This window comes from Streptomyces sp. NPDC005820 (genome assembly GCF_040630255.1).
In the GTDB taxonomy this organism is placed as follows: Bacteria; Actinomycetota; Actinomycetes; order Streptomycetales; family Streptomycetaceae; genus Streptomyces.
Map to the genome: position 1 here is coordinate 37,292 of NZ_JBEXXE010000061.1, position 24,576 is coordinate 61,867.

Here is a 24,576-nt window from a genome sequence, read left to right on the forward strand (position 1 = left end):
GGCTCAGCCGTCCGCGTTGAGCCGGTGCAGCACCGTCTTCAGCAGTCCGTCGGCATCCAGCCGGGCCCCGCCCCGGCGCAGGAACACGGCGTTGAGAAGCTGGTCGGTGGCCAGTTCCCCGACCGCCCGCTGGGCCAGGAACGCCATGACGAGGTCACCGGCGTCGGCGAGGGCATCGGGCCCGAGATGGCCCTCGACGATCCCGCGCAGCCGCGCCTCGTCCGGGTCCCCGAGGTGCAGGGGGAGGCAGCGGCGGCGGAACGCCGGCGGGAAGTCGCGCTCTCCGTTGCTGGTGATGACGACGAGCGGGAACTCGGCGCAGCGGACGACCCCCCGCGTCACCCGCGCCGTCATGTGCGGGTCGATGGTGAGGACGTCGACCTCGGCCTGGTTCTCGGGCAGCCTGGACAGCTCCGGAATCTCGAAGGTGCCCTCCTCGAACACGGTCAGCAGGTCGTTCGGCAGATCGATGTCGCCCTTGTCGAGTTCGTCCACGAGCAGCACCCGGGGGCGGTCCGCGGCGACGAACGCCGTGCCCACCGGGCCGAGCCGGAGGAACGAGCCGATGCCGGACCGGGTCCCGTCCGGGTCCCGTGCGAGGTTGCTCTCCTGGAGCCGGCCGATGGCGTCGTAGCGGTAGAGGGCGTCCTGGAGCGTGGAGCGGCTGTTGACGGGCCAGTGCAGCACGGGGCCCAGATCGAGTTCGTGCGCGATGGCCGTGGCCAGCGAGGACTTGCCGGTGCCGGGGTGGCCGGTCACGAGCAGCGGCCGGCGCAGATGGATGGCGGCGTTGACGACGTCGGTCTCCTCGCGGCCGATGACGTAATGGGCCCCGGCCGGGGTGCCGCCTTCGGCGGGCGCGAAGCGGCGCCAGGGCGGGGCCGCGGGGATCGCGACCGTGCGCCGCCGGCCGTCTCCCCGGAAGAGCCGCCAGTTCTCGTCCGCGGCGGCGGTGCCGTCGTCCGTTTCGGATGCCGGGGTCTCTGGGGTCTCTGAGGTCATCGGGGGTTCGCCTCTGGGGAGTCGGAACGGGCTGCGGGGTCGGAGAGTCCGGTCAGGGACAGGACGGGCGGAAGGGGGCGGTCGGCGGATTCCAGCAGCGCCGCCGGGCACACGGGATGAGCCGCCGGGTTCATGCACGCCTGGGCCCGGTAGTCCCGGATCCGCCAGGGCAGCCCGTCCACGGCTCTCTCCGGGCGGAGCGCGTCGAAGTGCGCGTCCGGGACCTGGGCCGGCGCCTGCCGGTCCCACAGCACGACGGGGTAGCCGAGCCGCAGCGCCGCCTGCACCAGCCGGTCCCGGCCGTCCGGGCCCGCCCGGACCACGGCGCGGGCCGCCCGGACGTCCGCCATCAGGGCTCCGTAGCCCGTGTATCCCTTGGCATGCCCGTCGTCGAGGAAGACCACCGTGTCGTTGTGCCACCCCGCCCGGCGGTTCTTCAAGCCCTCCTGCCGCTGTTCCTCCCGCTCGGCGTCGGCCAGCGGGGCGCAGCGCAGCGCGGTCGCCCACTCCACCCCCAGCAGGTAGGGCAGCGCATCGCCGTCGTCGGCGCCGTTCCACGCATCCACAGGCAGCTGTACGGCGTCCGGCTGGAGCAGGATCTCCACGACCGGGGTCTCCTCGGTCTCCGCGCGCAGCAGCTTCACCGTCCGCTTTATCCGGCGCACCACGCCCCGGGAGGACAGGGGCTCGATGCTCTGTTCGGCGGCCTGTACGAGGTCCCCCGCACCGGCGTCGACCCACATCACGCACGTGTAGCGCTCGTCCCCGCCGTCGGCCGAGTCGAGTGGCGCCGCGTCCAACTGCGCGAGGACCCGGGGCCGACAGGCCGCCGGTCCGAGCGAGTCCGGCCAGGCCAGCGCCTCGGCACGGCGCTCGGCCAGACCGCCGTCGTCGACGCCGAGCCGCCGGGCCACCCGGTCCGCCCACTCATGGAGTTCCCTGCGGAGCGCGGGGACGAGCGCGGCGAGCAGTTCGGTGAAGCGGACGACGGCGGGCACCAGCTGTCGTCCCGGATGCGCCACGCTCTGTCCGCCGGTGAGTTGCTCGAAGTGCTCCACACAGGCCATGAGCCGGTCGACGGAGGAACCGTCCGTCTCCTCCGTGGTGGGCGGCGGCAGCCAGGCCTTCCCCAAGGGCTGGGCCGCTCGTACGGCCGCGATCACCCGTGCCGTGGGCGGCAGTTGCGGTACCCGGCCGAACGACTCCCGCAGCGAGCGGTGCTCGAGGGGGGACAGCAGGCCGGGCACGCCATGGGTGCGTCCCAGCGCCAGCAACTGGTCGGCGGCCTGCCGGTTCCGGGTGTGCACGACTTCCACGAGGGCGGCCATGGCCCGTTCGACCGTGAGCAGGGCGTGGGCGATCCGCTCGTCGGAAGGGCACGCCCCCAGGCCGGCTCCCGGGCACTGCGCGACGAGGTGCTCGACACAACGGGCCCGCAGGTCCGCGTCGCCCAGCGCGTCGTGCAGGGCGAGGGCCAGCCGGGACCGGTCGGTCGACGGCGGAAGCGGGGCCCGGCCCGGCCACAACAGCTGTTCCCTGGAACCGTCCAGGGCGCGGACCTCGATACTGACCGGGGTCTGCACCTCGGGCGTCTCGGCCCGGACGTGGGCGACGAGTGCGGCCGGGTCGGGGCGCAGATCGGCGGCGTTCGTCTCCAGCCAGTCGAGCACGGCGTTCGAGAAGACCCCGCTGCGCAGCGCCGGGTCGTTCTCCGCGACCTGGCCGGGGGCGGCCGCGCACAGGGCGAACTGCTCGACACGGCGTCGGCGCACCGTGGGAAAGCCCGCGACGGCGGGACCCGTCGACTGGTTGTGGTGCTCGAGGAAGGTCGCACACGCGTCGAACAGGAGCACCTGCTGTCCGAATCCCGTGAGGTCGTCCCGCTGGAGGTATTCCATCAGGTTGGCCGTGTCGACGCAGCGCTTGTCCTTGGGGGAGGCGTCGGGGCACAGCAGCAGTCGGCGATCGCCCTGGCCGAGCACTCCGTGGCTGCCCCAGAAGATGTACAGCAGGTCGCCGGTCCGCCCGTCGAGGCCCTCGGTGAACGCGTCCATGACCTGGTCGCGGGTCCAGGTCTGCCGCCAGGTGAGTTCCCCGGCCAGCGCGTCGAGCCGGACGCGGCTGTCCTCCCCCGGTGCCAGCAGCAACTGGACATTGGCCTCGGGCACCCCTCCTTTGCGCAGCCACCTGTGGAAGCGCAGGGCGTCGTCCACCGCGCCGGGCAGATCCCAGCCGGAGTGCCGGGGATAGCGTTCGACGCCGACGACCACGGCGTGTACGCGCGCGGGGTCGTCGACGGCTCTCAGCCCAGCCATGTGCCGATCGCGTCCCAGACCTCACGGTTGCCCCAGTAGGCGCTGTGCGCGAACGGGAACGGCTGGCGGTTGTCGACCTCGTGGTCGGTGGCGACGGCCGGGAAGACCTGCGCGGCACGGAAGGAAAGCAGGTCGCGCGGGTCGTAGAGGTTGAGCCAGCGGCGCGGGAAGTGAGCGGGAGGCTGCCCGGGATGTTCCAGGGAGACCAGGGCGCCGGTCTCGTAGAAGAACGGCGCCTGGGAGCCGACGGTGATCAGCTGGTCGACCCGGTCGATCCGCTCCTCCACCATCAGGTCGACGCAGGCCACACCGCCGAGGCTGTGGGCGATCACGGTGACGGCGTCGCCGGGGGCGTGCTCGATGGTGCGCTTGATCAGCCGGCGCAGGGCGAGGCCGCGCGCCTGGTAGCGCAGGATGTCACCGACCGCGGGCACGAGCAGGCCGTCGCTGTGTGCGCCCCGGCGACGGCGGGCGTGCCAGGTCAGGGCGAGGAGTGCCGGTGCGGCGGCGGCCTTGGCGACCGTTGCGGCGAGTGCGCGTCCCTGGCTGTGCAGATCGGCGCCGATCAGGGTGAGCAGGGCGTCCCGTCCAAGGCCGTCCGGGGCATCGGCTCCGGCGTCCACGGCGTCCGCGAGTGCCGCCGCCACGACGGCCCTCGCGAAGGCGTGCCGGTGCTCGTAGCCGTCCTCCTCGGCGGTGACCGCCGCGTCCCTCAGCTCCGGCGACTCGGTGACCCTGCGCAGGGCGCGGTCCAGGGCGTCGCTCAGACCGTGTGCCGCGAAGGCGTCGCGCACCTGGGCGGAGGGGGTGTAGCCGCGGAGTTCGTCGAGCAGCTTCTGCGCGCCGCTCCGGCCGCGGTCCAGCCCCGAGACGACGGCCGGGCGCAGGCCGAGCAGACGTAACTCGTAGCCGGGATCCCGGTAGAGGACACCCCATACGGCGATGTCCTCGTCCTGCGCGCGCCGGCCGCCGCGGGACTCCGTGTAGCCGGGGATGCTCGCACCGTCCAGCGCCAGTCCGGCGCCGGCCTCCCGCCCCCAGAAGCAGCCCCGTACCCCGATCGCGGGCCGCAGCCCGGCCAGCTCCGCCCGGACCGTAGCGAACGTCCTGTCGTACGACTTCTCGCGCACACCGGTGCCATGGACGAAAACCACTGAGCGTTGCACGATCCCCCACCCCGCAGACGCGCGTGACCGGGCTTCGCCGCACGGCCATGCGCCGATGCTAATGGGGGGTGCCGGAGCGCAGGGGGTGATCCGGGGGAATCGGTCCCGCTCTGTGCGGGGCGGAGGGTGGTCCAGCGGGGTTCGCGCATCCCGTCCGCGTCGACGGCCGCTCAGCCGCGGTTGAAGCAGCGCTCCAGTTCGTCCAGGTCGTAGAACTTGCTGCCCTTCGAGAGGGGGTGGCAGGAGGCCTTGAAGGCCGTCTCCTTCTCGTTGTAGAGCATGCGGACCAGGTAGTCGTCGCCCTTCTTGAAGACGTCCCACTGGATGTTGGCGGCGAGGGGGGCCACGTCCGCGCCGCGCCAGGGGTTGGTGGCGTAGGTGTAGGGGTGGTCGGCGGTGACCGGGGCGGTGCTGCCGGGGAGGCCCATCAGGGCGGCCAGCGGGATGATCTCCTCGGCGTGGGTGAAGCGGAGTTCGGCGCCGAGGTCGCTGGTGCCGGACCTCTTCGCCTCGATCTGCTGGAAGAAGTCGTTCAGCAGGACGCCGGCCATCCTGTAGGTGATGTCGCTGTCGGCGAAGCCCGGGCCCTTCTCGTAGAAGTCCTCGGCGTCGCCGAGATAGCCGAACCAGGCGGCGTCGGAGGCCGAGATGTAGCGCTGCATGCCCCAGCCCTCGCCGTCCGGGGACTCCTCGGACATCGCGGGGGCGATGGCGTAGAGGTTGTAGACGGCCGTCGCGGCGGCGACCTGGTCGGCGGTGGCGAGCCGGTCGACGAAGGGCGCCGTGAAGAGGCGGCGCAGGACGCTGCGGGCGGCGGCGTGGGTCTTCGGCTGGTCGGTGATGCCGGCGAGGGTGGTGGCGAGACGCTGGTCGTTCGCGAGGTAGTCGCGGTACGCCGCGCCGCCGGCCGCCTTGTGGAAGTAGAGCAGGTCCTTGTCGGTGCGGGTCGCGCCGATCAGCGGCTTGAGGTCGGGGTCGGTCGTGGCGAGGGCGCCCGCGTAGAGGTTGGCGCTGTCGACGGCGCGGCCCTGGCCCGAGCTGACGACGTCGATCTTCTCGCCGTTCTTCGCGATGCCGGTGAAGAGGGACGGCAGGCGCTGCGCCGTGCGGACGGCCGTGTCCTGGATCTCCTCCTTGCCGAGGCCGCTGAGGTTGCCGTAGCCGATCTTCGCCATGGCGGCCTGGAGGGCCCGCGCCTTGGGGCCGAACTCCTCGCCCTTGCCGGTGAGTCGGCCGGCGGCCTCGGCCTTGTCCCAGAGGGCGAGGATCAGGTCGGCGTCCTCGCCGTCGGTGGCGGAGCGGGAGCCGTGCCGGGAGACGTTCTCCGTGAAGACGGGGGTGAAGCCGGCCGGCGGCCGCTGGTAGGTGTGCGCGCTCTGCTCGGGCTCGTACGTGGCCTTGGTGCCGTAGCTGTCGCGGTGCGCCAGGCGCGTGGTGGCGTCGGAGGCGTGCGCGGGGAGCGCGGTGAGCACCAGGGCGCCGAGGGCGGTGGCGAGAGCGGGGGTGACGCGATTCATGGGAGGGCCGTTTCGACTGGCGGGAGATCGGGAGGTGATCTCCCGCAGCGTCGACGGGGTGGATGAACGGCCGGAGGCTGCGAAGTGACCTACTGGTCTTCGGTTCTGCCTTCCATGGCCAAGAGTTCCTCATTCGGGATCGCGCCGCCGAAACGGCGGTCCCGGGAGGCGAACTCCACGCACGCCCGCCACAGGTCACGACGGTCGAAGTCCGGCCACAGCACGTCCTGGAAGACCATCTCGGCGTACGCGCTCTGCCAGATCAGGTAGTTGGAGGTGCGCTGCTCGCCGCTGGGGCGCAGGAACAGGTCCACGTCCGGCATGTCCGGGTAGTACATGTACTTCTGGAGCGTCTTCTCGTTGACCTTGGAGGGGTCGAGCCGGCCCGCCTTGACGTCCTCGGCGAGGGCCTTCGCGGCGTCGGCGATCTCGGCCCGGCCGCCGTAGTTCATGCAGAAGTACAGCGTGAGCCGGTCGTTGCCCTTGGTCTGTTCCTGGGCGACCTGGAGTTCCTTCGCGACCGACTTCCACATCCGGGGCATCCGGCCCACCCAGCGGACCCGGATGCCGAGCGCGTCGAGCTGGTCGCGGGTCTTGCGGATGAAGTCGCGGTTGAAGTTCATCAGGAAGCGGACCTCGTCGGGCGAGCGCTTCCAGTTCTCGGTGGAGAAGGCGTACAGCGAGATGTTCCGCACACCGATCTCCACGCCGCCCTGGAGGACGTCGAGGACGCGCTCGGCACCGACCTTGTGGCCCTCGGTGCGGGGCAGTCCGCGCTCCTTGGCCCAGCGGCCGTTGCCGTCCATGACGATCGCCACGTGCTCGGGGACCAGCTCGCCGGGGAGCTTCGGCGCGCGGGCGCCGGACGGGTGCGGTTCCGGTGCCCTGTACTCCCGACGCTGCCGCCCCAGGAACCCGCGTACGACCATGTGCTTCTCGTCTCCCTCTAGTCCCTCTAGCTCTTCTCTACATACCTGAGCGAGCGCAGCCCGCGCTCCAGGTGCCAGTGCAGGTAGGCGGACACCAGCCCGCTGCCCTCCCTGACGTACCGGGCCTCCGCCGTGTCCGCCGTCTCCCAGTCTCCCGTAAGCAGCGCACCGAGGAGTACCAGTGTCTGCGGCGACGGTACGACGCTGCCGGGCACCCGGCAGTCGACGCAGACGCTGCCGCCCGAGGCGACCGAGAAGAACCGGTTCGGGCCGGGCATTCCGCACTTGGCGCAGGCGTCGAAGCTGGGCGCGTAGCCGTTGACGGCGAGGGAGCGCAGCAGGAACGCGTCGAGGACGAGGTGCGGGGCGTGCTCGCCGCGGGCCAGGGTCCTGAGCGCGCCCACCAGCAGCAGGTACTGCTGGACGGCCGGTTCGCCCTCGTGGTCGGTGAACCGCTCGGCGGTCTCCAGCATGGCCGTACCGGCGGTGTAGCGGGCGTAGTCGGTCACGATGCCGCCGCCGTACGGCGCGATGGTCTCGCTCTGGGTGCACAGCGGCAGGCCGCGTCCGACCAGTTCGCTTCCACGGGCGAAGAACTGCACGTCGACGTGGGAGAAGGGTTCCAGGCGGGCGCCGAACTTCGATTTGGTGCGCCTGACCCCCCGGGCGACCGCCCGCACCCGCCCGTGCCCGCGCGTCAGCAGCGTGATGATGCGGTCCGCCTCACCCAGCTTCTGGGTGCGCAGCACGATGCCGTCGTCGCGGAACAGGCTCATGCGGCCCATTCTCGCCTACGCGGCGATACCCGTGTGCCGGGGTCGTTAGGATCCCCCGGTGGTGCGGCGGGCGCTGGGGCGCGATTTCGGGTGGTTGTGGGCTGCGTACGGGGTGAGCACGTTCGGGACGTGGCTCGCTTTCAGTGCCTTTCCGATGATCGCCGTGCTGGAGCTGCACGCCGGGCCGTCCGAGGTGGCGGCGCTGGCGGCGGTGGGGCCCGCGGTGGGGGCGGTGCTCGCGGTGCCGCTCGGGCCGTGGGTGGAGTTCCGCCGCAAGCGGCCGGTGATGGTGACGGCGGACCTGGTGCGGTGTGCGGCCCTGCTGAGCGTGCCGCTCGTGTGGGCGCTCGGCGGGCTGGGGCTCGGGCAGCTGCTTCTCGTGTCGGTGGTCGTCGCGGCGGCGGACATCTCGTTCACGGCGGCGAGCGGCGCCTTTCTGAAGGGGCTGGTGGCGCGGGAGGACCTGCTCGTCGCGAACGGGCGGTTCGAGTCGACGATGTGGACGGCGACCATGCTCGGGCCGACGCTCGGCGCCGCGGTGATGGGACTGTTCGGGCCGGTGGTGACGGTGGCGGCGGACGCGGTCAGCTATCTGCTGTCGGCGTTCGGGCTGCGGGCGATCGGCGGGCGGGAGCCGGAGCCGGCGGCGGTGCGGGGGCATCCCGCCGGGCGGCTGACCGCCGGGGATCTGCTGGCCGGCTGGCGGCATCTGCTCGCCCATCGGACACTGCGGGCGCTGTATCTGAACACGATGCTGGTGAACGGGCTGATCATGGTCGGTTCGCCGCTGCTGGCCGTGCTGATGCTGGGCCCGCTGCACTTCGCGCCCTGGCAGTACACGCTCGCGTTCGCCGTGCCCTGCTCGGGTGGACTGCTCGGCTCCCGGCTGGCGCCGCGCCTGGTCGCCCGGTACGGGCGGCGCCGGGTGTTGCTGGCGTCGGGGACGCTGCGCGCCTGCTGGCCGGTCGGGCTGGCCTTCGTCGGGCCGGGCGCGGGCGGCCTCGCGCTGGTGATGGCCGTGGAGTTCGGGCTGATCACCTGCTCGGCGATCTACAACCCGGTGCTCGCCACGACCCGCCTGGAGCTGACGCCGACGGACCGGGTGGCCCGTACGCTGTCGGCCTGGTCGGTCGGCACCAAGGCGTCCATCGCCACCCTCACCGCCCTGTGGGGTGCCCTCGCCGCCCTCGTCGGCCCCCGCACCGCCCTCGCCGCCGCGGGGGCGCTGATGCTGGCGACGCCGCTGCTGCTGGTCGCGGTGCGGGACGGCGAGGAGGCGGCCGTGGTGAGCGGGGCGCAGGAGAGGGCGGGGGCCTGAGGGCTCAGGCGCCGTCCGGGCCGGCGCCTCCCCCGCCGCTGTTGGTCAGTGAGCGCAGCCCGTCCGGGCCGGGGTGGTTGTTCATGGGCAGCTGGAGTTCCTCGGCGGCCTCCCAGAGCTGCTCGAACCGGCGGACCAGCGGCTGGACCAGTTCGCGCCGGGCGTTCACGGCGGTCCGGGAGTTCAGTCCCAGCTGGTCGGGGTGGATCTCGTAGGACAGGGCCTGGTCGAAGACGATGAAGTCGATCATGTTGCCGCGCCGGTGGTGGGCCTGCAGCTGGTCCAGGGCCACCACGCGGACCTGGATGCGCAGATCCCGCTGTTCCTCGCAGATCGGGGCCAGCGCGGCGCGCTCACTCCGTTCCTTGACGATGAACAGGCGCCGGACGGTGATGCCCCGCTCGATGATCGCCTCGTGCTGTGCGGTGAGATAGCGGTTGGCGGGCTCGGTGGACCAGAAGCCGTCGTCGACGACGGTGGTGCTGATGGCGTCGATGCTGAGCCGGGTGCACCGGGTGAGTGTCATCAGCCAGTCGTGGTTCTCGCCGGGCGTCTCGGCGCTGAGGCTGGTGAGGTCCTCCATGACTCCGGCGAGCCGGTTGATCTCCTCGTTCGCGAAGTCGTGCAGGATGCGGGGCCCGCTGGAGACGACCTTGGTGGCGTTCTCGGCGAGCCGGGGCACGCCGTCGTCGCGGAGTTTCTCCACCTCGTTGAAGAGCTTGGTGGCCTTGCCTATGTCGGCGAAGCGCTGGTCGACGGCGCCCTTCACGGCGTGCATCTGGTTCACGAACGACACCAGGAACTGCACGATCAGCACGATGCCGCCGCACAGCACGGAGAGCACGAGCTGCCAGGGGCCGTCGTCGTCGGACGAGATCACGTTGGTGAGGAGGTAGACGACTCCGCCCACCACCACCGTGACCAGGAGTTTCTGTGTTACATGCCGTGCATTCAACTCTCTTTCTCCCCCCGTTGGGATCGTGCGTCAGGCTGTGGGCAATGCTTGTCGTGGGACGGCGAGGTTCTGCAGGACGAGCTGGTCGCGGATGCGCTGGGCGAGGGCGTTCCACTGCCTGCTGTAGCCCGGGGTCCGCTCCAGTTCCTGCCAGGCGGTGTGCAGGGCGCCGTCGACTCGGGCCTGGGGCATCCACAGGTGCAGCAGGTGGTCGACGAGGGGGCGCAGCACCTTCAGGACGGTCCGGCCGTCCTCGGAGCCGACCCGCAGTCCGTCGAGTTTGTCGGCGACGGTGGTCAGCAGCCAGTCGTGCAGGGCGAGGTCCTCGCAGAGTTCGGCCGCGGCGGTGGGCGCGGTGCCGGGCGGCAGGCGCAGTTCCACGATCCGCAGCCCGTCCTCGGCCTTGGTGAACCGCAGGGAGGTCTCCCCGCCGTCGGCCGCCGCTGCCGCCGTCCAGCGCAGGCTGGTGTCGGCGGTGGTGAGCGGGGTGTCGTGGTCGAGGATCCGGTGCTGCCGGGAGATCCTCGCCAGCAGGCTGTCGGCGACGGATCCGACGTCGAGTTCGCCGGGCTGCTGACCGGTCAGAAAGCCTTCGGTGAGGGACTTCTCGGGCAGCCGGCCGACCGGGACCAGGGTGCCGGGGCGGACCAGGTAGTAGCCCCAGGGCTGGCGCCGGTCGGGGCCGGCGGCGGGAGCGGAGAAGTACGCCGTGGACTGCAGGACCCGGCCTTCGGTGAGCGCCGCCCGCGCGGTGACCGTCCCGACGGCGCGGCTGCGGGCGCCGGTGGCGGTGGGCAGCCGGCAGTCGACGCCGGTGAGGACGTCCGGGGAGACGGCGTGCCGGTTGGGGTGCCGGGAGACCCGTACGCGTTCGTCGGCGCGCAGGCGCAGCAGTTCCACGGCGGCCCGCTCGTCGACCGCGTCCCGGGTGGGCAGCAGACAGGTGCGCACCTCGCCGCAGACGAGGACGGGACCCGAGGCGGTGCCCAGGCCGTCCATCACAGCCCCGGCGGGAACACGTAGGAGGTGCGGTCCACCACGCCCGCGGGCACGGCGAAGCCCTCCGCGGCGGACCGCTCGGCGACCTGGTGGAGCGCCTCGGCCTCGACGTGCACCTGGTCGAGGATGACGCGTACGGCGTGCTCGACGGGCAGGAAGCGGGCGGGGAGCACGCTGCAGGTGACGTACGCGGTGAAGGGCGCGGCCTGGGGGTTGAGGCGCAGGACGGGGGGCAGGGCGTCCCATTCGGCCGGGAAGTCCTTGCCTTCCCAGGGGGTGGGGGTGAGGACGGCGCGGCCGTTGTCGCGCAGCAGGCCGAGGCGGACGAGCTGCCAGACGGAGGCGAGGAAGGCGCAGGACCAGGTGCGGTCCTCGTCGGGGCCGTTCCAGAGTTCGACGTCCATGAAGACGGAGTGGCCGCGGGCGCCGGTCTCGCTGGGCGGCTGCCAGACGGTGCCGGTGGCGTCGAGGGCGGCGGAGGTGCGCCGGGCGGGGGCGCGGCGGCCGTTGGTGAGCCAGCCGGTGCGGCTGACGGGCGGGCGGAAGCCGTTGCTGCCGGGCGGGGGCGACTCCACGAGCCGGTGCAGGACGGACTCGGCGAGTTCGGCCCGGTCGCGGTGGGCGGGGTCGGCCACGGCGCAGCCCGATTCGCGGGCGAGGTAGTCGATGGTGAGCCCGGCGTCGGCGGCGGCCTGGAGCAGGGGCGGGATCAGCTCGGCGGGGGTGGAGAGCCGGGAGAAGTAGTCGTCGATGAGGAAGCAGGTGCTGATCCGGGGGCGCCGCCCGGTGCTCAGCGGGCCGAGGCCGGCCCGGGCGGCGTCCACCCAGGGCCGTACGGCGGCGAAGTGCCGGCGCAGCCGGGCAGGCCCCTCGACGAAGTCCTCCATGTACAAGTGGCCTAATTCCAGGGAGAGATGGGAAAACGGAACGGATTCCGTGCGCGGTTCGGCGCTGGTCTCCCGGAAGACGGCCGCGGACGGGTTCACAACTCCCCCCAGAACTTGTCGTCGGTCACCCGTTGGGCGAGATCTCCCATGGCCTGCCAGGTCTCGTTGTTGGCGATCCTGCGGTCGTGCACGTCCTCGTCGGTGATGAGGCGTTCCTGCCATTGCAGGACGGGTTCCAGCGGAATGGAGGCCAGGACCCGGGTCTTGCCGATTCCGCGGCCCGCGGCGAGTTGTTCGAGTTCCTTGTCGCACTTGCGCATCCAGGCGTACTGCGCGGGCGACACCTGTGACCACAGGGGCGACTCGAGATCGGGTACGGCGGCCCGGACGAAGCGGGTCGAGCCGTTCAGCGCGTCGGGCCGGTGCCCCATGGCTATACCGGCCTGCACGATTCCCTGTTTTCCGTACACGAGTTCGGCGGCGGCCATCACATGCTGGCGGGTCCAGCGGTGATAGACGAGCCAGCGCGTTTTGAGCCGGCCGAGCCCGCCGCGGGGTGAGGTGGCGACGAGTGCGAGGTCCATCGCATAACTGCGTCCGGCGCTCAGGTCGACGATGATGACGTCGAATTCGCGTTTCAGACCGAGGATCAGATCGACGCAGCGGTGGAGGTTCTCCTCGTCGGTGACGAATTCCCCGCCGGTGCGGTCGCCGGGCAGCAGGACGAGCCGGCCGGAGCCGCCGGGCCTGCTGCGCAGGTCGGGGTGCTCGGTGCGGGCCCAGACGTCGACCCGCAGGGGTTTGCCGGTCTTGCCCTGGAGATACGAGTGCAGCCCGCGTTCCTCGGCCTCGGTGAGGACGTCGGGCAGGTCGAACACGGCGGCGGCGGTCGGGGAGCCGAAGTCGAAGTCCAGGTAGCAGACGTCGTCACCGCCGAGGGCCAGGTGGTAGGCGAGGTTGGCGCTCGTCACGGAGCGGCCCGTGCCTCCCTTGTCGGAGGCGGCGAACACCAGCACGGATCACACCCCCCGGGGGCCGGAGTCGCCCCGGGCACGGTCGAGTTCGTAGAGCCGGGCGAGGACGCCGAGGGCCAGGGAGTGGGAGGTGCCGGGCTGTTTGTCGAGCAGTTCCCGGGCGCGGCGCAGGTCGGCCTCGATGGCCCGCACCTGTTCGGCCTGGGGGCTCCTCGGGGCGGGGGCGGGCTGTTCCAGCTGCTCCTTGCCGAAGAGGTGGGAGGCCTCGCTGATCGCGGCCTGGGCGAGGGTGGTCATCTCGGCGCTGCGGATCGGGTTCTGGGTGTAGAGGCCGCGCGCGACGACCATGCACTCGGTGATGCGCTCGGTGATGCTCCAGGACAACGGCCCTTCGCGGACCGGGAATTCGGGGTACACGGCGTGCACGTTGTCCCAGAGGCCGACGCCCTGGCCGTCGGTGATGCGGCGGGCCCAGAGGTGGTCGAGGATGTTCTCGGCGAGCCGCAGGAGCCGGTCCTGGGAGGAGATGTTCCTCGACAGGGCGCACAGTTGCAGGGTCCGTTTGAGCAGCTGTGCGGAGAAGTCGCCCATGGTCCACTTCATGGCGGGGCCGATTCTCTCGCTGCCCAGCAGCGGCAGGGTGACGCCGGGGTTGTGCAGGCCGACCGCCGGGTCCTCACGGGTGGGGCGGCTGGTGATGCGGCCGCGGTCGGCGAGACGTTCCATCACGGCGACGGTGCGGGTGAGGTCGTCGTCGGTGGCGCGCCGGCGGACCAGGTCGTGGACGAGGATGGAGGCCACGGAGAGGGAGAAGTACTCGGACTCCAGCTGCTGGAGCGTGGTGCGCCAGGGGATCTCCTCCAGCGGCCAGGTGGCGTCGTCGAAGCGGGCGATGGCGGACCAGTACTGCTGGGTGATCTCCCAGCGCAGCCGCAGCGCGTCGGCGAGCTTCTGCTGTTCGGGGGTGAGCAGACCGAGGACGAGGGTGCGCTCGGAGGACAGGTCGGGGATGCCGTCGAGGGCGACGACGGTGAAGTACAGGTAGGGCACGGCGCGGGCGACGCCCTCGGGCTGTTTGCCGATGCCCTGGGCGGTGGCCGGTTCGACCTCGATCTCGGGGGCGCCCTTCACCAGGCTCCAGGCCCAGCCGCACTCGAAGAGGCGGTTCTCGTTGCGCAGTTCGTCGGTGACGTCGCCGTCGAGGCCGAGGGTGACGCTCTCGGTGATGAGGGCGCGCAACGACTTGAAGCGGTCCTGGAAGCGGGCGAGGACCTGCCGGTCGGAGAGCCGGCCGCGGCCGAGGAGGCGGGCGAGCGCCTGCCCCTGGTCGGAGGTGATGTCGACGACGTTGACGGTGAAGGAGCGCAGCAGGCTGACCATGGCGGCGGTGAGCCGGTTGCTGGTCTCCTCGCGGAGCTTGTCGATGCGGGTGAGGGTGGAGGCGCGCAGGGTCTTGCCGCGGTACACCTTGAGGAAGCCGAGGGTGGCCAGGCACAGCGTGATCGACATGGAGTAGGAGTCGACGACGCCGACCTGCCGCTGTTCCTTGGAGAGTTCCAGGTCGGGGTCCTCGGGGGCGAAGTAGTAGCCGCCCGAGAAGGTGGGGCCCTCCTCGCCGCGGTGCTGCTCCATGAAGTCGCCGAGGATCTCGACCAGGTTCACGGGGATCTGGCTGGAGTCGCCCGCGTTCTTCAGGGCCCGTTCCACGTCGAGCTGGGTGGTGTCGGGGTCGTCCAGACGGAACGGCTCGATCTCGGTGGCCGGATAGAGAAGGCAGAGCAGCCGCTCGGCGTCGGCGACGCTGCTGAGGCCGCCCCATTCGCCCCAGTCCCAGGCGCCGTCGTCGAAGGAATGGCGGGCGATGGCCTGCCACACCTCGAGCAGATTCTGTCTCGGCTTGATCTGCATGCCCATTCCCCTCGCACAGGCCGGTCTTCACGGATTCCGCTGTCCCGTGGTCATTCTTTCCGTCGACCGCAGACCAGGATCATTCCCTCGTATCCGTCGCGCACGAGATGGCCCGGATCGTCGAAGTGGTACATCTTCATGTCCTGGGCGAAAGGAGCGAGCGCGCTCTCGACCTTTTCGTCGTCGATTTCACGAGTGGCCGGAAAATCCACCTCACCGACGCGATATCCCCGGGAATGCTCCATGAACGCGGAAGCGAAAGGCGCGCCCGGATTCAGGGCGCTCATGAAACAGCCCACCCCGCGCTGGAATTCGTCGAGCGAGGTGGTGATGGATTCGGCGACGAAGAACATGGTGCCGAGATCCCAGCGGCGGGTGTCGGCGCAGAGGTCGAAGAGACTGCCGGGCTCGGGCTGCTGGACGGCTTCCTTGAAACGGACCCGCGGGGTGACGTCGAGTTCGGCATAGGCCGGGTCCTCGCACAGGACGTCCCAGAACTGGTCCCAGTGGGGGGCGTACTCGGCGACCTGGGTGCCGAGGTAGGCGAGATTGGGGACGGACCGCTCCAGGAGCGTGATCCGGTCGCACCAGGGAAGCATGGCGAGAGCGGGATAGAGATTGGGACCGGCGCCGACGTCAATACCGGAGGGGACTCTGCCGCTCCCCCGGAAATGATCACTGAAGTGGTCCCGCACCCGGGAGACGATCTCCTTGTCCACCGCCTGCATGTGGAGGTAGTTGCGGCCGATGTACGCCTCGGGGTCGAAGTCGTCCCAGCGTGCGTCGGCATTCAGTTTTGGATCGGCGGTGGTTCCAGAAGTCATGGTTCACCTTACCGTAAGTCTACCAAGGCACGGGGGTCTTGAAGGTGTGGATACACCTGGCCAATGATGGAGATCAGGTACGGAAATCACACAAGGCCCCAATTCGATATGTCGACATTCACAAGGGGACGGCATGACTCCACTTCCCGGAGATCATTTCCGGTCGGCCACCGGTCCGGCAGTCGGTCCGGCAGTCGGTCCGGCGTTGGGCCAGGTGCCCGGAAAGGCGCGGTTACGGATCCGAAGGGCGACCGAGGCCGATCTGCCGCACCTCGCGCGCCTCGACGAACAGGCCTTCCCACATGGTCCCTACCCGTTCTTCGTGCTGCGCCAACTCCTCACCGCCTTTCCCGACTTCCTGCTCCTCGTGGAGGAGGGCAGCGAGTTGCACGGCTATGTGCTCGCCAGCCCTCCGCACGAGGCGCAGAGCTGGGTCCTCAGCCTCGCCATCGCCCCCGCCCTGCGCGGACAGGGCCTGGGCCGGCAGCTCATGACGGGCATCCTCAGCCATCTGCGCGCCCAGGGCACCCACTCCGTCTGGCTCTCCGTGGAACCCGGCAACGAGACGGCCGTCGCCCTCTACCTCTCCCTGGGCTTCGTCCCGGACCCCGGCGGCCCCCGCAAGGACTACTTCGGTCCCGGCGAGGACCGGCTGCTCATGTCGCTGACCCTCTGAACCGCCGTACGAAACGCCGCTGCCACGGCGTCTCCACCGCGTGCCGGTCGTAGTGCCGGCGCACGAACTCCACGGCCTGGTCGGCCGGTACGCCGTCCAGCACCGCCAGACAGGCCAGCGCCGTCCCGGTCCGCCCGCGTCCGCCGCCGCAGGCGACCTCGACCCTCTCACCTGCCGCCCGCCGCCACGCCTCGGCGAAGGCGGCGCGGGCGTCGGCGGGGTCCGCGGGCAGCCGGAAGTCGGGCCAGCGCACCCAGCGCGCCTCCCAGGGCGTCCGAGGCGGCTCCTCGCCGAGCAGATAGAGCCCGTACGACGGCAGGGACGCCGCCGGATCGAGCCCTCGCCGCAATCCCCGCCCCCGCACGGCCCGCCCGGAGGGCAACACCAGCACCCCGGGCTCCCCCGTCTGCCACCCGGGGGCGCCGCTCCCGATCCCCGGCCCGACTCCCCGCGGCTCGTCCGCCTGCCCTCTCCCCGCACGCCCTGTACCGTCCATCCCTTCATTCGAACCCCACCCGCCCATCCGGGCAACCGATTCCCCCCAGCCGGTGGTCTGGAGGGCGAGGAGGGTGCTTGATGCAGGCCGAACTAGAGGATCGGTTCCAGGAGTTCGTCAGAGCGCGGTGGTCCCGGCTGGTGCGGACCGCGTATCTGCTCACGGGGGACGTCCACCACGCGGAGGATCTGACACAGACCGCGCTGGCGAAGGCGTACCGCTCGTGGCGGCGGATCTCGCGCACCGACAATCCGGAGGCGTACGTCCGGCGGATGCTGGTCAGCTGCAACAGCGACCGGTTCCGCAAGCGGCGGGTCACCGAGGCGCTGACCGCGGCGCCGCCTGAGCGGGCGGGGCGGGACGAGGCCACGGGGCAGGTGGAGGAGCGGGGCTCCCTGATGGCCGGGCTGGCCCAACTGCCCAAGAAGCAGCGGGCGGTGGTGGTGCTCCGGTACTGGGAGGACCTGTCCGAGGCGGAGGTCGCCGAGGTGCTCGGCTGCTCGCCCGGCACGGTCAAGAGCCAGGCCTCCAAGGGGCTGGCGAAATTGCGTACGTATCCGGGACTGGCCCCCAGCCGCGCCGTCTCCGGGCAGGGCCAGGGAGGCAGCCGGTGAGCGGCGAGCGGCACATCGACGAGGTTTTCGAGGAGCAGTTGCGGGAGCTGCTGGTGCGGGACGCCGACATCGTCCGCCCCGCACCGGCCCCGTATCCAGCGATCAGGAGGCGTGGAATGGCAGAGCGACGGCGGCGAGTGGCGGCGGTCGGAGCGGCACTGGTGGCGCTGACCGTGGTGCCGGTGGGGGCGTACGCCTGGGCCGGCGGGAGCGGGGACGGCGGCGCGGACACGGCGAGCCCCATGACCTCGGTCAGCACCCCGCACAGCCCGGCGGCGTCCCCGAAGGCGACGGCCGCGGGACCCGCGCGGCCCGCGAGCGACGCACAGCTGCTCGACGGCATCACCTTCGCCCAGGCCGCCGACGGGCTGCAGAAGTGCCTGGACGCCGAGCAGGTCTCGTCGCTCACCGGCATGCCGGGCAAGGCGTCGGGCTACCGGATCATCCTCGCCGCGAAGAGCACCGGCGACTCCAACGCCCCCGGCGACGGCTTCCACGTCGTCGCCGTGCGGGACGAGCCGACCGGGTCCCGGGTGATCTGCAACGTCAAGGACGGCAAGGCCGACGGTATCAACGTCAGCTCCCGCGACGCCGCGGCGCCGGACGCGGGCCCGGTCGTGCCCGACCCCAACGGCGCCGACCTGTACATGCAGTCGATCATCGACAAGGGGAAATGGAAGCTGCCGTTCCGCTGGGCCGCCATCGGCTATGTCGACGCCTCGGTCGCCAAGGTCACCGTCACCTACGGCGACAGCACCGCCGACCCGGCCGTCCTGGACCACGGCTGGTACATCGCGTACGGAACCCTGAACGAGCAGGTCACCCAGGCCCCGCGGATCATGGGCTACGACGCCGCCGGCAAGCTGGTCTACGACTCCGACACCGACAAGACGTACGACCGCACCCTGCCCTAGCGCCCCGCTAGGTCGAGTGGGGGTGCCCCCTCTGGGGGAGGGACTTTGCGGACACGGCCTGGAGGCCGGAGGCGTCCAGTCTGCGGAACTCGATCGTCTCGTACGGCCCCGCCGTCCCCGTCTCGTACAGCAGGCCCACCGTCTCCGCGTCCACCGGCACCAGGTCGGAGTAGGCGGCGGGCAGCTCGGAGAGGGTCACCGCCCGGGTGAAGGACGAACCGGCGTCCGTGCCGAGCCAGATGGCGGGGGCGCGGCGGGCGGTGGGGTCGGAGGGGGCGGAGAACAGCAACGGGGCTCCGGGTCCTCGGAGTTGGAGGGTGCTGCCCTGGACGACGGGGGTGTCCAGGGTGGGCTGCGGGGCGTAGGGGTGGAGCAGGGTCTCGCCGCCGTCCTCGGAGACGGCGTCCACCCGGTTGCCGGGCGCCCGGCCGCCCTGGTCACGGGCGTTGAAGTAGACACGGCCGTCGGGCAGTTGGGCGGCCGTGCTCTCGTTGGCGTTGACCGTGCCGTCATGGTCGGCGTCGACGAACCCGAGCCGCCAGCTGCGGCCGCCGTCGTCGCTGAGCAGGGCGTGGCCGCCGTAGTAGCGGGCCTCCCGGCCGGTGTCGGCGGAGCCGGCGGGCGGGGCGGCGGAGTGGTTGGCGGGGACGACCAGCCGGCCCCGGTGCGGGCCCCGGGTGAGGGCGAGGGCGTGGCCGGGGCCGGTGGCGTACCAGCGCCAGGACGGCAGCCGGACCTCGTCGGTGATGTCCCGCGGCGGGGTGAAGCGGCGGCCGTCGTCGGAGCTGTGCTGCACGTACACCCGGCGGCCCGGCGCCTCCCCGCGCATGATCTCCGCCTCGGTCGCCGTGCCCGGGTTGGCGCAGCTGACGAGGACCACGGTCCCGGTGCGCGGGTCGACGACCGGCGCCGGGTTGCCCCGGGTGTCGCCGTCCCCTGCGGCCACCACGGTCAGCGGGCCCCAGGTGCAGCCGCCGTCGGTGGAGCGGCGCAGCACGATGTCGATGTCCCCGGTGTCCCCGGGCCCGTCCCGGCGCCCCTCGGCGAAGGCCAGCAGGGTGCCGCGCCGGGTGGTGACGGCGGCGGGGATGCGGTAGGAGGCGTAGCCGCCCTGTCCGGAGACGTACGGCACGGAGGAGGCGCAGCGGCCGGGGTTCGCGGCGGCCGGGCCGGCGGCGGCGAAGGGGGTCAGGAACACGGCGGTGGCGAGGAGGGTACGGCTCAGCAGGGTCATCGCGGCTCCCTTGGACGGACTGCTCACATCGTCCCCGGCGTCACCATCCCCGACTCGTACGCCACGACCACGAGTTGCGCCCGGTCCCGCGCCCCCAGCTTCCCCATGATCCGGCTGACGTGGGTCTTCGCGGTGAGCGGGCTCAGTCCGAGCGCGTCGCCGATCTCGGTGTTGGTCAGGCCCCGCCCGACCAGGGCGAGCACCTCGCGCTCCCGTCCGGACAGCTGTTCGGGCCCACCGGTGGGCGCGGGCAGGGCCGGGCCGCGCAGGAAGCGGGCGATCAGCCGGGCCGTGGGCCCCGGTGACAGCAGCGCCTCGCCGGCCGCGACCGTGCGGATGGCGTCGAGGAGTTCGGCGGGCCGGGTGTCCTTCACCAGGAACCCGGAGGCGCCCGCGCGCAGGGCCTCCACGATGTTCTCGTCGGTGTCGTAGGTGGTCAGCACGAGGATCCGGACCGCGGCCAGCTCCGCGTCGGCGGCGATCAGCCGGGTGGCCTCGATGCCGTCGAGGTCGGGCATCCGGATGTCCATCACGACCAGGTCGGGCCGGGTGTCCCGGGCCAGCGCCACGGCTTCCCGGCCGCTGCCCGCCTCCCCCACCACGGCCATGTCCGGGGCCGACTCGACGAGCATCGCGAACGCGGCCCGGACCAGGGTCTGGTCGTCGGCGAGCAGTACCCTGACCGGCCCGCTCACCGCTCCTCCACCGGCAGTACGGCGCTCACCTCGAAGCCCTCCCCGTCCCTCGGCCCGGCCGCCAGCGTGCCGCCGACGCTGCGGGCCCGCTCCCGCATGCCGACGAGCCCGAACCCCGGGGCGGTGTCGCCGGCGCCGGCCCCGTCGTCGGTGACCGTCACCCTCAGGGCGCCCTGCTCCTCGTACACCCGCACCGCCACGGTCAGGTCCGCGCGTCCGCCGTGCCGTACCGCGTTGGTCAGTCCCTCCTGGACGATCCGGTAGGCCGCCGCGCCGACGGCGGGCCGGACGTCGGCTGCGCCCACCGTCAGTTCCACCCGGGCGCCCGCCGCACGGGCCGACTCGGCCAGGTCGGGCAGTCCGTGCAGCCCGGGGAGCGGGCCCCGGGCGTCGTCGTCCTCGCGCAGCACCTCCAGCGTCGTACGGATCTCGCCGCGCGCGGTGCGGCAGGTGTCGGCGATGTCGTCGAGGGCCTTGGCGACGGCCGCCCGGTCGAGGCGGTCTGGGTCGGCGGCCAGGACGTGGGCGGCGACGGAGGTCCGCACGCCGATGAGGGTGATGCTGTGCGCGAGCAGGTCGTGCAGATCGCGGGCGATGCGCAGCCGTTCCTCGGCGACGCGGCGGCGGGCCTCCTCGTCGCGGGTGCGTTCGGCGCGTTCGGCGCGCTCGCGGTGGACGCGGATCCAGCCGCCGAACAGCAGGACGTCGACGATCCAGCCGGAGATGCGCAGGATGTCCACGACCTGGCTGGGGCTGACGAGGGCGTTCACCGTGAGGGTGCCGCCCACGACGACGACCCCGGTGAGCGCGGTGCGGCGGGCGCTGCCCGACACGGCGACGGAGTAGAGGGCGATCATGCCGGCCGGGACGGCGGCGCTGTGCATGTAGTCGAGCGCGTGGTACGGCGCGACGCAGGCGACGACCGCGACCAGGACCGCCATCGGGTACCGGCGCCGCACGAGGAGCGGGACCTGCGCGGCGAGCAGCAGGGTCCAGCCGACCGCGTCCGGGCGGCGGCCGTCCTCGACGAAGAGCGCGAGGACGACGGCCACGGTGGCGGAGGCCGCGGCGATCCACACGTCCGCGTGCCGGTACCGCACGGCCTCCCCCATGACCCCATCCTCTCTCAGACGTACTGGCGTTCGGGCGCGGATTCCGCTTCCCGCCGCGGAGCGCGGGACAGCGGCCCCGGCCACCACACCTTGCGGCCCAGCGCCACGCTCGCGCTGGTCACCAGATAGGTCCGCACCAGGAAGGTGTCGAGGAGCACCCCGACGGCGATCACGAAGCCCAGCTCGACGAGTTGCACGAGCCCCATGTTCGTCAGGACGGCGAAGGTCGCGGCGAGGACGAGCCCCGCCGAGGCGATGACCCCGCCGGTGCTGCGCAGCGCGGTGAGCGCGGCGGCGGCCGGTTCGGCGCCGCCCAGCGACTCCTCGCGCATCCGGTGCATCAGGAAGATGCCGTAGTCGACGCCGAGGGCCACCAGGAACACGAAGGACAGCAGACCGAGCCCGGGGTCCGTGCCCGCGAAGCCGAACAGCGGCCCGAACACCAGCCCGCCGATGCCGAGCGCCGCGCCCCACACCGCGACCACGGCGGCGGTGAGGATCAGCGGCGCGACGAGCGACCGCAGCAGCGCGACGAGGATCAGCAGCACCGACAGCAGCACGATCGGCACGACGACCAGCCGGTCCCGGGCGTTGGTGTCCTTGAGGTCGAGCTGCTGGGCGCTGGGCCCGCCGACGTAGGAGTCCGCCAGCCGGTCCCGCAGCCGCTCGATGGTCGCGGTCTCGGCCGCCGACTGCGGGGGCGCGGCGGCGAGCACGGAGATCTCCGTCCAGCCCGCTCCGGTACGGCCCTTGCGCGCGCTGTCGACGCCTTCGACGCCCCGGATCGCCGCGAGGGTGGCGTCGGCGCGGGCGGCCGGGGTGATGACGTCGACGGGCTGGGCGGAGGACTCGGGGAACGCGGCGGCCAGGGTCTCCATCGCGGTGACCGACGGGGGCCGGTCGACGAAGGCGTCCTGCTGCTTGACGGTGCCGGGGAGGTTCAGCGTGCCGAGGGCGAGCGCGCCGAGCAGGGCGGCGCCGCCGAGCAGCACGGTCAGCGGGCGCCGGCCGGCGGAGGTGCCCATCGCGGCGAACAGCGACCGGCGGGCCCTGGGCGTGGAGCCGTACGCCGGGATCAGCGGCCAGAACACCCGGCGGCCCAGGAGGACGAGCAGCGCGGGCAGCAGGGTGAGCATGGCGACGAGGGCGCACAGCACGCCGACCGTGCCCAGGGGGCCCATGTCCCGGTTGGAGTTGAGGTCGGCGGTGAGCAGGCACAGCAGTCCGGCGGCGACGGTCCCGGAGGAGGCGAGGACGGCGGGCCCGCAGCCGCGCAGCGCGGCCCGCATGGCGTCGTACGGCCGCTCGACGCGCCGCAGTTCCTCCCGGTAGCGGGAGACGAGCAGCAGCGCGTAGTCCGTGCCGGCGCCGAAGACGAGGATGGTCATGATGCCCGAGCTCTGGCCGGAGACCGTGGTGCCGAAGGCCTGGTGGAGTCCGTAGGCGACGCCCATCGAGAGGTAGTCGGCGATCCCGGCGACGACCAGCGGGACCAGCCACAGCACCGGGCTGCGGTAGATCAGGATCAGCAGGATCGCGACGACGGCGACGGTGGTGTAGAGCAGCGGTCCGCCGAGGGAGTCGTAGACCTCCGAGGCGTCGGTGGCCAGCGCACCGGGCCCGCCGACCTCGGCGCTCAGGCCGTCGGTGCCGTGGACGGCCTCTCGGACGTCGTTCACGAACGCGTCCCGCCGGTCCTCGTCGGTGCCCGGTTCGGTGCTGGCGACGGGGTACATCAGCGTGGTCCCGTCGGCGGACGGGATCCCTTCCGGCTCCCCGGTCAGCGCGTGCTCCCCCGCGACGCGCGCGACCTGCTCCCCTGCCGTGGCCCGGTCGGCGGCGGTCAGCCCGCCGTCCCGGTGGTACACGAGCACCAGCTCGGTGACCCCGCCCCCCGGCAACCGCTCCTGGATCTTCGCCACCTTCGTCGAGTCGGCGCTCGCGGGCAGGTAGTCGGTGATCCGGTCGTGCTGCACCTCGGCGAGTTCGGCGGCGAACGGCGACACGAACGCCAGCACGACCACCCACAGTGCGAGCATCCCCCAGGGGACGCTCCTCCTCTTCCCGGCCCCCATGAACGGGCCCTCCCTTCGGCACGGTTGTCTGGATGCGTTCTCCAGACTTCCGGCACGGGAGGGCCGGATCGTCGCGCGTGAGGGCGAGTTCGGGGGTACTGCGGCGGGTGGCCCGGGGGCCGCGTTACTCCCTGGGGAGTATCGGGAGGGCGGCTGTCAGGAGGGCGTGCCCGCCGCCGCCAGCAGCCGGGTCACCTCGTCCGCGTCGATCGTCAGGGCCGCGCCCACCGTGGCGAGGACCTCGCGTTCGGCGGGCGTGTAGGGGCCGTCCGCGAGGGCGATGCGGGCGCCCTGGAGGAGGATCGATTCGCGGCCGGTGGGGGCGAGGTGGGGGGCGAGGGGGTCGAGGGCCTCGTGGAGCTCTATGGCGAGTCCGGCGCCGCAGGGTTCGCCGTAGGTGCGGCCGGTGTCGGCGGCGAGGGCGTCGACGAGGGCGGCGAGCTGTTCGCGGGTGCAGTCGGCGAAGCCGGCCGCGCGGACCGCGTCCGCGGCCGTGTCCAGGGAGGGGCGGGCGCAGGTGCCGCCCGCGGAGAGGACGGCGAGGGCCACGGTGTGGACGGCGTCGCGGAGCATCGCGGAGAAGCGGGTGGTGGTGGGGTGGTCGAGGACGTCGGTGCCGTACTGGCACTGGCAGGCCGCGCACTCGACGACCGGGCCGGTCTCGCCGCGGGAGAGGACGGGCATGCCGAGGAGGGTGAACCGGCGCCGGCCGGTGAGCCGCTGGTAGTTGCGGTCGCCGCCGCAGCCGGGGCAGAAGAACTCGCCGTCCCCGACGGGTGTCCACGCGGTGCGGGTGCCCAGGATGCGGGCAAGCCTGGTGACCTGGCCGTCTCGTCCCCGTTCTGGCAGCACGTCGCACCTCCGTAACCCCGTGGCAACATCGCCACGTCTGCGTGATGTTAGCCACACGGAGGAGGGCTAGTCAGCACCCAGGACGAGACCTTTCCGTGACCTCCACGGCCCGGTGGCCGATAACCGACGGGGCCTTGATCGCCGTATACGACGGTCAAGGCCCCGAACGAGCCGGTCAGGCTGCTTGGACCTGGCGTCAGAGGTGCCGCCTGCCGTGCGGCGCCTGACACGCGCATCTGCGGCGTTGTCGTCGGTTGCCGACTCCCCCACTCTCGGCTGCGCTCGAGCGGGGGGACCCCCATCGCGTCGACGCCCTCCTCCGCCTTGCAGCTGCACGC

The 24,576-nt window shown here is 72.2% G+C and carries 22 protein-coding genes; 4 read left to right on the forward strand and 18 right to left on the reverse strand.

Translation table 11 applies throughout. The annotated features are described in order from the left end of the window. Nucleotides 1–3: 3 nt before the first annotated feature. The 6 genes from ABZ464_RS46220 to recO form a co-directional block, all read right to left on the reverse strand. A complete protein-coding gene (locus tag ABZ464_RS46220; protein WP_359287959.1) occupies nucleotides 4–1,002 on the reverse strand; it encodes a MoxR family ATPase in 999 nt (332 codons plus the stop codon). Then, entirely contained in the window at nucleotides 999–3,317 is a 2,319-nt protein-coding gene (locus ABZ464_RS46225; RefSeq protein ID WP_359287960.1) for a hypothetical protein, read from the reverse strand. The genes ABZ464_RS46220 and ABZ464_RS46225 overlap by 4 nt, the downstream gene beginning before the upstream one ends. Beyond that, entirely contained in the window at nucleotides 3,305–4,483 is a 1,179-nt protein-coding gene (locus ABZ464_RS46230) for a hypothetical protein (protein WP_359287961.1), read from the reverse strand. Before ABZ464_RS46230 ends, ABZ464_RS46225 begins: the two co-directional genes overlap by 13 nt. Nucleotides 4,484–4,653: 170 nt before the next feature. After that, a complete protein-coding gene (locus ABZ464_RS46235) occupies nucleotides 4,654–6,000 on the reverse strand; it encodes a histidine-type phosphatase (protein ID WP_359287962.1) in 1,347 nt (448 codons plus the stop codon). 89 nt (nucleotides 6,001–6,089) lie between these two features. Then, a complete protein-coding gene (locus ABZ464_RS46240; RefSeq protein ID WP_359287963.1) occupies nucleotides 6,090–6,929 on the reverse strand; it encodes an isoprenyl transferase in 840 nt (279 codons plus the stop codon). A 26-nt stretch (nucleotides 6,930–6,955) separates the two neighbouring features. Beyond that, nucleotides 6,956–7,705, reverse strand: a complete 750-nt coding sequence (gene recO, locus ABZ464_RS46245) for a DNA repair protein RecO (protein WP_359287964.1) — start codon at nucleotides 7,703–7,705, stop codon at nucleotides 6,956–6,958. Nucleotides 7,706–7,766: 61 nt separating this feature from the next. On the opposite strand from recO, the gene ABZ464_RS46250 reads away from it, so the two are divergent. Further along, complete coding sequence (locus tag ABZ464_RS46250) at nucleotides 7,767–9,023, forward strand: MFS transporter (protein ID WP_359287982.1); 1,257 nt, start codon at nucleotides 7,767–7,769, stop codon at nucleotides 9,021–9,023. 4 nt (nucleotides 9,024–9,027) lie between these two features. On the opposite strand, the gene ABZ464_RS46255 is transcribed toward ABZ464_RS46250, so the two are convergent. From ABZ464_RS46255 to ABZ464_RS46280, 6 genes are read right to left on the reverse strand one after another with little or no spacing between them, the layout of a single operon-like run. Then, nucleotides 9,028–9,978: a DUF6879 family protein gene (locus ABZ464_RS46255; protein WP_359287965.1), complete on the reverse strand. Its 951-nt coding sequence runs from the start codon at nucleotides 9,976–9,978 to the stop codon at nucleotides 9,028–9,030. A 30-nt stretch (nucleotides 9,979–10,008) separates the two neighbouring features. Beyond that, nucleotides 10,009–10,977: an SCO2521 family protein gene (locus tag ABZ464_RS46260; protein WP_359287966.1), complete on the reverse strand. Its 969-nt coding sequence runs from the start codon at nucleotides 10,975–10,977 to the stop codon at nucleotides 10,009–10,011. Further along, nucleotides 10,977–11,963: an SCO2522 family protein gene (locus ABZ464_RS46265; RefSeq protein ID WP_359287967.1), complete on the reverse strand. Its 987-nt coding sequence runs from the start codon at nucleotides 11,961–11,963 to the stop codon at nucleotides 10,977–10,979. Before ABZ464_RS46265 ends, ABZ464_RS46260 begins: the two co-directional genes overlap by 1 nt. Continuing rightward, a complete protein-coding gene (locus tag ABZ464_RS46270; protein ID WP_359287968.1) occupies nucleotides 11,960–12,880 on the reverse strand; it encodes an SCO2523 family variant P-loop protein in 921 nt (306 codons plus the stop codon). Before ABZ464_RS46270 ends, ABZ464_RS46265 begins: the two co-directional genes overlap by 4 nt. A 3-nt stretch (nucleotides 12,881–12,883) precedes the next feature. Continuing rightward, nucleotides 12,884–14,746 (reverse strand): SCO2524 family protein, encoded by a 1,863-nt coding sequence (locus ABZ464_RS46275; protein ID WP_359287969.1) that lies wholly within the window; start codon nucleotides 14,744–14,746, stop codon nucleotides 12,884–12,886. A 50-nt stretch (nucleotides 14,747–14,796) separates the two neighbouring features. Beyond that, on the reverse strand, nucleotides 14,797–15,570 hold the full coding sequence (locus ABZ464_RS46280) for an SCO2525 family SAM-dependent methyltransferase (RefSeq protein WP_359287970.1): 774 nt from the start codon (nucleotides 15,568–15,570) through the stop codon (nucleotides 14,797–14,799). A 214-nt stretch (nucleotides 15,571–15,784) separates the two neighbouring features. Here ABZ464_RS46280 and ABZ464_RS46285 point away from each other — a divergent pair, with 214 nt between their 5' ends. Further along, entirely contained in the window at nucleotides 15,785–16,246 is a 462-nt protein-coding gene (locus tag ABZ464_RS46285; RefSeq protein ID WP_359287971.1) for an N-acetyltransferase, read from the forward strand. Here the strand turns inward: ABZ464_RS46285 and ABZ464_RS46290 are convergent. Beyond that, a complete protein-coding gene (locus tag ABZ464_RS46290) occupies nucleotides 16,227–16,628 on the reverse strand; it encodes a protein-tyrosine phosphatase family protein (protein WP_359287983.1) in 402 nt (133 codons plus the stop codon). The genes ABZ464_RS46285 and ABZ464_RS46290 overlap by 20 nt on opposite strands. Before the next feature lie 194 nt (nucleotides 16,629–16,822). On the opposite strand from ABZ464_RS46290, the gene ABZ464_RS46295 reads away from it, so the two are divergent. Then, nucleotides 16,823–17,356: a SigE family RNA polymerase sigma factor gene (locus ABZ464_RS46295; RefSeq protein WP_359287972.1), complete on the forward strand. Its 534-nt coding sequence runs from the start codon at nucleotides 16,823–16,825 to the stop codon at nucleotides 17,354–17,356. After that, nucleotides 17,353–18,270, forward strand: a complete 918-nt coding sequence (locus tag ABZ464_RS46300) for a hypothetical protein (protein ID WP_359287973.1) — start codon at nucleotides 17,353–17,355, stop codon at nucleotides 18,268–18,270. Before ABZ464_RS46295 ends, ABZ464_RS46300 begins: the two co-directional genes overlap by 4 nt. Nucleotides 18,271–18,277: 7 nt before the next feature. Here ABZ464_RS46300 and ABZ464_RS46305 read toward each other — a convergent pair whose 3' ends face one another. The 5 genes from ABZ464_RS46305 to ABZ464_RS46325 all read right to left on the reverse strand — a co-directional run bounded on the left by ABZ464_RS46305 (nucleotide 18,278) and on the right by ABZ464_RS46325 (nucleotide 24,238). Then, nucleotides 18,278–19,504, reverse strand: a complete 1,227-nt coding sequence (locus ABZ464_RS46305; RefSeq protein WP_359287974.1) for a sialidase family protein — start codon at nucleotides 19,502–19,504, stop codon at nucleotides 18,278–18,280. 23 nt (nucleotides 19,505–19,527) lie between these two features. After that, nucleotides 19,528–20,199, reverse strand: a complete 672-nt coding sequence (locus ABZ464_RS46310; protein ID WP_359287975.1) for a response regulator transcription factor — start codon at nucleotides 20,197–20,199, stop codon at nucleotides 19,528–19,530. Then, on the reverse strand, nucleotides 20,196–21,311 hold the full coding sequence (locus ABZ464_RS46315; protein ID WP_359287976.1) for a sensor histidine kinase: 1,116 nt from the start codon (nucleotides 21,309–21,311) through the stop codon (nucleotides 20,196–20,198). Before ABZ464_RS46315 ends, ABZ464_RS46310 begins: the two co-directional genes overlap by 4 nt. Before the next feature lie 14 nt (nucleotides 21,312–21,325). After that, on the reverse strand, nucleotides 21,326–23,386 hold the full coding sequence (locus ABZ464_RS46320; protein WP_359287977.1) for an MMPL family transporter: 2,061 nt from the start codon (nucleotides 23,384–23,386) through the stop codon (nucleotides 21,326–21,328). Between the two features lie 156 nt (nucleotides 23,387–23,542). Continuing rightward, nucleotides 23,543–24,238, reverse strand: coding sequence for a TerB family tellurite resistance protein (locus tag ABZ464_RS46325; RefSeq protein ID WP_359287978.1), 696 nt, complete (start codon nucleotides 24,236–24,238; stop codon nucleotides 23,543–23,545). Nucleotides 24,239–24,576 lie beyond the last annotated feature (338 nt).

Excerpts from the sequence above, each read along its gene's own strand:
- ABZ464_RS46220 (WP_359287959.1), bottom strand. The coding sequence starts at position 1,002 with ATGACCTCAGAGACCCCAGAGACCCCGGCATCCGAAACGGACGACGGC.
- ABZ464_RS46225 (WP_359287960.1), bottom strand. The coding sequence starts at position 3,317 with ATGGCTGGGCTGAGAGCCGTCGACGACCCCGCGCGCGTACACGCCGTG.
- ABZ464_RS46235 (WP_359287962.1), bottom strand. The coding sequence starts at position 6,000 with ATGAATCGCGTCACCCCCGCTCTCGCCACCGCCCTCGGCGCCCTGGTG.
- ABZ464_RS46240 (WP_359287963.1), bottom strand. The coding sequence starts at position 6,929 with ATGGTCGTACGCGGGTTCCTGGGGCGGCAGCGTCGGGAGTACAGGGCA.
- recO (WP_359287964.1), bottom strand. The coding sequence starts at position 7,705 with ATGAGCCTGTTCCGCGACGACGGCATCGTGCTGCGCACCCAGAAGCTG.
- ABZ464_RS46260 (WP_359287966.1), bottom strand. The coding sequence starts at position 10,977 with ATGGACGGCCTGGGCACCGCCTCGGGTCCCGTCCTCGTCTGCGGCGAG.
- ABZ464_RS46275 (WP_359287969.1), bottom strand. The coding sequence starts at position 14,746 with ATGCAGATCAAGCCGAGACAGAATCTGCTCGAGGTGTGGCAGGCCATC.
- ABZ464_RS46280 (WP_359287970.1), bottom strand. The coding sequence starts at position 15,570 with ATGACTTCTGGAACCACCGCCGATCCAAAACTGAATGCCGACGCACGC.
- ABZ464_RS46295 (WP_359287972.1), top strand. The coding sequence starts at position 16,823 with ATGCAGGCCGAACTAGAGGATCGGTTCCAGGAGTTCGTCAGAGCGCGG.
- ABZ464_RS46305 (WP_359287974.1), bottom strand. The coding sequence starts at position 19,504 with ATGACCCTGCTGAGCCGTACCCTCCTCGCCACCGCCGTGTTCCTGACC.
- ABZ464_RS46315 (WP_359287976.1), bottom strand. The coding sequence starts at position 21,311 with ATGGGGGAGGCCGTGCGGTACCGGCACGCGGACGTGTGGATCGCCGCG.
- ABZ464_RS46320 (WP_359287977.1), bottom strand. The coding sequence starts at position 23,386 with ATGGGGGCCGGGAAGAGGAGGAGCGTCCCCTGGGGGATGCTCGCACTG.